Annotated in this window: 6 protein-coding genes and 1 pseudogene; 6 read left to right on the top strand and 1 reads right to left on the bottom strand. The window is 66.6% G+C overall.

Annotation, left to right across the window (positions count from 1 at the left end; genetic code table 11):
* A pseudogene (locus M3A49_RS02325) lies at positions 1 to 287 on the top strand (DDE transposase); the annotation flags it as partial.
* 50 nt (positions 288 to 337) lie between these two features.
* Here M3A49_RS02325 and tsaD read toward each other — a convergent pair.
* Entirely contained in the window at positions 338 to 1,366 is a 1,029-nt protein-coding gene (gene tsaD, locus M3A49_RS02320; protein ID WP_035512511.1) for a tRNA (adenosine(37)-N6)-threonylcarbamoyltransferase complex transferase subunit TsaD, read from the bottom strand.
* 169 nt (positions 1,367 to 1,535) lie between these two features.
* Between tsaD and M3A49_RS02315 the strand changes: the two genes are divergently transcribed.
* The 5 genes from M3A49_RS02315 (at position 1,536) to dnaG (ending at position 6,874) form a co-directional block, all read left to right on the top strand.
* Positions 1,536 to 2,756 carry an NAD(P)/FAD-dependent oxidoreductase gene (locus M3A49_RS02315; protein ID WP_254354097.1) on the top strand — a complete coding sequence of 407 codons (1,221 nt, stop codon included), beginning with the start codon at positions 1,536 to 1,538 and terminating at the stop codon, positions 2,754 to 2,756.
* A gap of 111 nt (positions 2,757 to 2,867) precedes the next feature.
* Positions 2,868 to 3,845: a universal stress protein gene (locus M3A49_RS02310; protein WP_266227324.1), complete on the top strand. Its 978-nt coding sequence runs from the start codon at positions 2,868 to 2,870 to the stop codon at positions 3,843 to 3,845.
* Positions 3,846 to 3,987: 142 nt separating this feature from the next.
* Positions 3,988 to 4,200 carry a 30S ribosomal protein S21 gene (gene rpsU / locus M3A49_RS02305; protein ID WP_013434742.1) on the top strand — a complete coding sequence of 71 codons (213 nt, stop codon included), beginning with the start codon at positions 3,988 to 3,990 and terminating at the stop codon, positions 4,198 to 4,200.
* Between the two features lie 225 nt (positions 4,201 to 4,425).
* A complete protein-coding gene (locus M3A49_RS02300) occupies positions 4,426 to 4,872 on the top strand; it encodes a GatB/YqeY domain-containing protein (protein WP_254354095.1) in 447 nt (148 codons plus the stop codon).
* A 121-nt stretch (positions 4,873 to 4,993) separates the two neighbouring features.
* Positions 4,994 to 6,874 (top strand): DNA primase, encoded by a 1,881-nt coding sequence (gene dnaG / locus M3A49_RS02295; RefSeq protein ID WP_266227323.1) that lies wholly within the window; start codon positions 4,994 to 4,996, stop codon positions 6,872 to 6,874.
* The last annotated feature ends 21 nt before the right edge of the window (positions 6,875 to 6,895 follow it).

The following is a 6,895-nucleotide window of genomic DNA, read 5'->3' as shown; positions in this document are numbered from 1 at the left end:
TGATTGCCTACAACCTGATCCGGCTGGAGGTGGCGAAGGCCGCGCTTGAGGCCGGACGCGCCCCCGAGGACCTGAGCTTCATCCGCGCGTTTCACACGATTCAGTATGAGATGTCATGGGCAGCCGTGACCCGCTCGTACGGCAAACTTCCTGCGCTGCTCGTGCGCCTGCGCGAGCGGCTCAAGCAGCTTGCCAACGAAAAACGGCCCGGGCGCTCTTGCGCACGGGCCGTCAAGTCCAGACCTTTCCGCTACACCGTTCGGTACCTGAAACGGGACCTTAACTGAACGGCATTACGCCCCAGGGCGGCTTTTTTACGTCTGCGGCGGCAAACGGATTACTGCTGCGCGAGCGACGTCAGATCCCAGCGCGGCTTCACCGTGAACGCGTAATCGCGCGTGGCCTGCTCGGGCCAGCGCGCGAGGCGCAGCGCACCCGCGAGCGCAATCATCGCGCCGTTGTCGGTGCACAGCGACAGGTCCGGGTAATGCACCTCGAAGCCGCGCTTTTGCGCCGCCGCCGAAAGCGTCTCGCGCAACTGCTTGTTCGCGCCCACGCCGCCCGCCACCACGAGGCGCTTCATCTGCGTGCGCTTGAGCGCGGCTAGCGATTTCGCGGCCAGCACTTCGACGGCTGCATCGACGAAACCTCGCGCGATGTCGGCCTTGCCCTGCTCGCAGATATTCGTGCCGAGCTTTTTCACTTGCGTGAGCACAGCCGTTTTGAGGCCGCTGAAGCTGAAGTCGAGATCGCCCGAATGCAGCATCGGACGCGGCAGTTCGACCGCGCCTGGCGTGCCGAACTCCGCGAGGCGCGAGACTTCCGGGCCGCCCGGATAGCCGAGGCCGAGCAGCTTGGCCGTTTTGTCGAAGGCTTCGCCGGCGGCGTCGTCGAGCGTTTCGCCGAGGGTTTCGTAGACGCCCACGTCGGTCACGCGCATCAGTTGCGTATGGCCGCCCGACACGAGCAGCGCGACGAACGGAAACGGCGGCGGCGCATCGACCAATAGCGGCGAAAGCAGGTGCCCTTCGAGGTGGTGAATCCCCACGGTCGGCCGATTCCATGCCATGGCGAGCGCATTGGCGATGCTCGCGCCCACGAGCAGCGCGCCCGCGAGGCCGGGGCCTTGCGTGAAGGCGATGGCGTCGATGTCGCTTTTCGCCGCGCCGCTCTTCGCGAGCACTTCTTCGAGCAGCGGCAGCGCGCGGCGGATATGGTCGCGCGAGGCAAGCTCCGGCACGACGCCGCCGTACTCGCGGTGCATGGCGATCTGCGAGTGCAGCGCGTGCGCGAGCAGGCCGCGCTCGCTGTCGTAGAGCGCGAGGCCGGTTTCGTCGCAGGAGCTTTCGATGCCGAGAACGAGCATGATGTGGGGCAGGGCAACGGTATCGCGCGGCGCGAGCAGCCAAAAACCGTCGCTAAATCAAGAATTAACGGAACATAAAAGTATAGCAGCGCGCGTCGAAGCCGGTTGAGGGCGGCAAGCGGAGCCCCCCGCGGACAGGCCTCGCCGCGGCGCAGGTAGAATGCGCGCCATGGAATCTTTCGACATCGCCGTGATCGGCGCAGGGGCGGCCGGCATGATGTGCGCGGCGGTGGCGGGCCAGCAGGGCCGCCGCGTGGCGCTGATCGACCACGCGCCGCGCCTCGCGGAAAAAATCCGCATTTCGGGCGGCGGGCGCTGCAACTTCACGAACCTGCACGCGAGCCCCGCCAACTATCTCTCGGGCAACCCGCACTTCTGCCGCTCGGCGCTGGCGCGCTACACGCCGCGCGACTTCCTCGCGCTGCTGCGCCAGCATCGCGTGACCTGGCACGAAAAGCACAAGGGCCAGCTTTTCTGCGACCAGTCGAGCGACGCGATCATCGACGTTCTGCGCGCCGAGTGCGACGCGGGCCACGTGGCGTGGCGTCGGCCGCTGCCAGTGGAAGCGGTGAGTCATGCCGACGGCGCGGGCTTCACGCTCGGCACGCCGCAGGGCGAGATACGCGCGAAAGCGCTCGTGATCGCGACCGGCGGCCTGTCGATCCCGAAGATCGGCGCGACCGACTTCGCCTATCGCATCGCGAAGCAGTTCGGCCACAAGCTCATCGACATGCGCCCCGCGCTCGTGCCGCTCACGTTCGCGCAGGACGAGTGGGCGCCCTATGTGCCGCTCGCGGGCGTTTCGCTCGAAGTTCACGTGACGACGGGCGAGCGCAAGACCGGCGGCGCCTTCGACGAAGACCTGCTCTTCACGCATCGCGGCCTGTCCGGTCCCGGCGTCCTGCAGATTTCGAGCTTCTGGCAGCCCGGCCAGCCGATCCGCGTGAACCTGCTGCCCGAGCACGATCCGGCGGCGGCGATGATCGAAGCCAAGGGCGCGACGAAACGTCAGATCGGCAACCTGCTCGCCGAATGGGTGCCGGCGCGCCTCGCGCATGTGTGGCTGGAGGCGCATCAGGTGAAGGCCGACGCGCGTATCGCCGATCTGCCGGATAAAACGCTTCGCAAGATCGGTGAAGGGCTCTCCCAGTGGACGCTCACCCCCACGGGCACCGAAGGCTACAAGAAGGCCGAGGTCACGCGCGGCGGCGTGGACACACGCGAACTCTCCTCGGCGACGATGATGAGCCAGCGCGTGCCGGGCCTCTATTTCGTGGGCGAAGCCGTGGACGTGACGGGCTGGCTTGGCGGCTATAACTTCCAGTGGGCGTGGGCCTCGGGCGTTGCGGCCGGGGAGGCGGCCGCCCAATATTCGCTGAGCGCAGGCTGAGTTTCTGACCGACACGCCCTGCCGACTCTCTCGCGGTTGACCCCTGTCATTGTTGGCTCGGCCTCCGAGGTTCACGCTTGAATGCCTGACCACGAGGAAAAGGTACGAAACGTGAATCGAGAGGAACAGCAGCACAGCGTGCAAATGCGCGGGCCACTGCGGCGAATCATGATTGCCGTGGACGATTCGAAGGCATCGACGCAGGCACTGCGTTTTGCGTCGCGTGTGGTGCCGCGCGACGCCCAGGTGCGTATCGTGTGCGCGGCCGAACCACCAGGCGCGTGGAATGCCGGCGGCGCTTACACCGCAGGCGATGCGTGGATGTCGGACGCGCTCAGCGCGGCGCGCGACGAATATCTCCACGCCGCCGAGCGCACGCTCGAGCACGCGATGTCGGCGTTCAACGGACAAGCCGCCCTGGTCGAAGGGCAGGTGGTCGGTCTCTCCGCCGAGGCCGGCGCCGTCGTGCCTGCGCTAGCCGACGCGGCGCGTGACTGGCAGGCCGACGTGCTGATCGTCGGCGCGCGCCACCAGGGGCGCATGAAGCGCTGGGTCGACGGTTCGGTTTCGGGCGCGCTCGCGGTTTGCGCGCCCTGTCCGCTGCTGGTCGTGCCGGTGGAGTACGAAGACGCGAACGGTCAGGCGCCGCTCGCCCGCATCCTGCTGGCGACGGACGGCAGTCCGGCCTCGGCGCAGGCGATCGACGCGGCGCTGCGGCTGGCCGAACCGCAAACCACGTTGCGTGCGGTTTATGTCGTGGACCGCAGCAGTGTGGCCGGCGACCCGGTGCCGGGCTCGGTGCTGGAAGATGCGCTCGCCGACCTTGGGCGCAAGGCGCTCGCTGGCGCGCACGCGCAACTCGACGCGTCAGGCCGTGCCTATGAAACGGCCCTCGTGGCCACCGGGCGCATGCGCGACGACATCGCCCACACCGTTTTGCGCGACGCGCAGGATTGGCAGGCCGATCTCGTCGCGCTTGGGACACAGGGCCGGCGGGGCGTCGCGCGCTGGCTGCTCGGCAGCGTCGCCCAGCGCGCCATCGAGATCACGCATGTGCCGTTGCTGCTGGTCGGGCCGGGCGCTGCGTGATGCTGCGCAGCCCCGCCGGGGAAGGCTCTGAGGGCGGTCGGTCCGGTTGCCGGAATTGGGGTTTCCCCCCGAACCGGCACGCAATGCCCAAACCCGGAACTGCTATACTCAGGCCTCTTTACCCCCGATCCGTTATTGGAAAATGACGACCATCCGCGTAAAAGAAAACGAACCCTTTGAAGTCGCCATGCGCCGCTTCAAGCGCACGATCGAGAAGAACGGTCTGTTGACCGAACTTCGCGCGCGCGAGTTCTACGAGAAGCCCACGGCTGAGCGCAAGCGCAAGAAGGCGGCGGCGGTGAAGCGCCACTTCAAGCGTCTGCGCAGCCAGATGTTGCCGAAGAAGCTGTACTGATTCCGGCGTCGCCGTGGCGCGTGGCCGCGCAGTTCCAGCGTGGGCCTCGCGTAAATCTCGCGGCGACGTGGACAGCCGGTCCGCGGCCTCTGGTTACATCGCGCAACGCGGCCGCCGCTGTCCTCTGGTGTGGTCGCAACCATGTCGAATTTGCGCCAACCCGCCTGGAAGCGTTTCCAGGCGGGTTTTTGCATTCCAGCAACCCCAACGTAATTCAGGTGAGTGATGAGTCTCAAAGACCAGATCAACGACGACATGAAAACCGCGATGCGCGCGCGCGAAAGCGAACGCCTCGCCACGATTCGTCTGCTGCTCGCCGCTATCAAGCAACGTGAAGTCGACGAACGCGTGACGCTCGACGACGCCGGCATCACGGCCGTCATCGACAAGATGATCAAGCAGCGCAAGGACTCGATCAGCCAGTTCGAGGCCGCGGGCCGCACCGATCTCGTCGACAAGGAAGCCGCCGAGCTGACCGTCCTGACCGCCTACATGCCCGCGCAGCTCTCGGACGCCGAGATCGCCGCCGAGGTGCAGGCCGCTGTCGCGCAGGTGGGCGCAGCCGGCCCGCAGGACATGGGCAAGGTGATGGGCGTGCTCAAGCCGAAGCTGGCCGGGCGCGCCGACATGACGGCCGTGTCCGGGCTCGTCAAAGCCGCGCTCTCGAAGTAAGCGCACCCGGCTCGCACACGGCGCCGGCCCGGCCCAAGGGCGACGCCGCGAGGCCCGTACGTCACGCGTATGTCACGTATCGGGCCGCGCGAGCCCCGGCTGCCCAAGCGCGCTCGCTTCGATGATTCCGCATTCGTTCCTGCAAGACCTGCTGAACCGCGTCGATATCGTCGACGTGGTGGGTCGCTACGTGCAGCTCAAGAAGGGCGGCGCGAACTTCATGGGCTTGTGTCCGTTCCATAACGAGAAGAGCCCTTCGTTCACGGTTAGTCCAACCAAGCAGTTCTATCACTGCTTCGGCTGTGGCGCGCACGGCACCGCCATCGGCTTCCTCATGGAGCACGCGGGGCTGACGTTCCCCGAGGCCGTCAACGAACTCGCCCAGTCGGTCGGCCTGACCGTGCCGCAAGAGCCTTCGCCCATGCGCGGTGGCGGCGGTGGGGCCGGCGCGGCGGGCGGCTATGCTCCGGCTGCCTCGAAGGCCGTTACCACCGCGCTTTCCGACGTCATGCAGACCGCCTGCGACTACTACCGCAAACAGCTGCGCAGCGCGACCAACGCCATCCAGTACCTCAAGAAGCGCGGCCTCACGGGCGAAATCGCCGCGCGCTTCGGCCTGGGCTACGCGCCCGATGGATGGCAAAACCTCGAAACGGCGTTTACCCACTATCGCGACGATGCGCTGGTCGAGGCGGGCCTCGTCATCGTCAGCGAAAAGCAGGACGCGCAAGGCCAGTCGCGCCGCTACGACCGTTTCCGCGACCGCGTGATGTTCCCGATCCGCAATGTCAAGGGCCAGGTCATCGGCTTTGGCGGCCGCGTGCTGGACGGCGGCGAGCCGAAGTATTTGAATTCCCCGGAAACGCCGCTATTTAACAAGGGCAGCGAACTGTACGGGTTGTTCGAGGCGCGCCTCGCGATCCGGGAACAGCGCTATGTGCTGGTGGTCGAGGGGTATATGGATGTCGTCGCGCTCGCGCAGCTGGGTTTCCAGAACGCCGTGGCGACGCTCGGCACCGCGTGCACGCCGATCCACGTGCAGAAGCTCATGCGTCAGACCGACACGGTGATCTTCAGCTTCGACGGCGACTCGGCGGGCCGCCGCGCCGCGCGCCGTGCGCTCGACGCGTGCCTGCCGCACGCGGCCGACAACCGCACGATCCGCTTCCTGTTCCTGCCAGAGGAGCACGACCCGGACAGCTACGTGCGCGAATTCGGCACCGAGGCGTTCTCGGAGCAGGTCGAGCGGGCCATGCCGCTGTCCCAGTTCATGCTCAACGAGGTGCTGGCGGACAAGGAGCTCGACCAGCCGGAAGGGCGCGCCCGGGCGCTGTTCGACGCGAAGCCGCTCCTGCAGGCGCTGCCGGCGAACGCCCTGCGGGCGCAGATCATGCACATGTTCGCGGACCGACTGGACGTGCCGTTCGAGGAAGTGGCCGCGCTGTGCGAAGTCGACGCGCGCATTGCCCAGGCGGCGCGTCAGGCGCCCGCACGCAGGGACCGGCACCTTGTGACCGGTATCGAGCGCAAGGCGCTGCGCAACCTCGTGATGCACCCGCGCATCGTGCTGCAACTGGACGACGAGGCCGAACAGGCGCTGATCGGACTGACGCGCCACGGCGAGTTGTTCGAGGAAGTGACCACTCACGCGCGGGCACTGGGCGACTCGGTGGAATTTCAGCTGCTTTCGGACCTGCTGAGAAATGGGGCCAATGCTCCAACCTTCGAGGAGATTTTTCGCGAAATTCTGGACTATGATGAAAACGTTCGGGATTTGCTGATGAAAAATCCGGAAGATGGCGCTGCGGTGGAGGAGCGCCGCGAGCAGGAGCGGCTCGTGAGCGAAGAATTGACGGCGGCAATCCTGAAAATGCGGTACGACGCCTGTTGCGATCGCCTGGACGCGCTTTCGCGGCAGTCGCGACATACGCCTGAGGAACTTGCCGAATTGATGTCACTGAATCAGACGCGGGCTGACATGAAACGTCAGCTCGGTTTGTAAGGGAAGGACCGCGCGGGGGGA

The sequence above is a fragment of the Paraburkholderia sp. CNPSo 3076 genome (assembly GCF_026343935.1).
In the GTDB taxonomy this organism is placed as follows: Bacteria; Pseudomonadota; Gammaproteobacteria; order Burkholderiales; family Burkholderiaceae; genus Paraburkholderia; species Paraburkholderia nodosa.
Note: the sequence above shows the minus strand (reverse complement) of the source record. Positions and strands in the feature narration are given on the sequence as shown.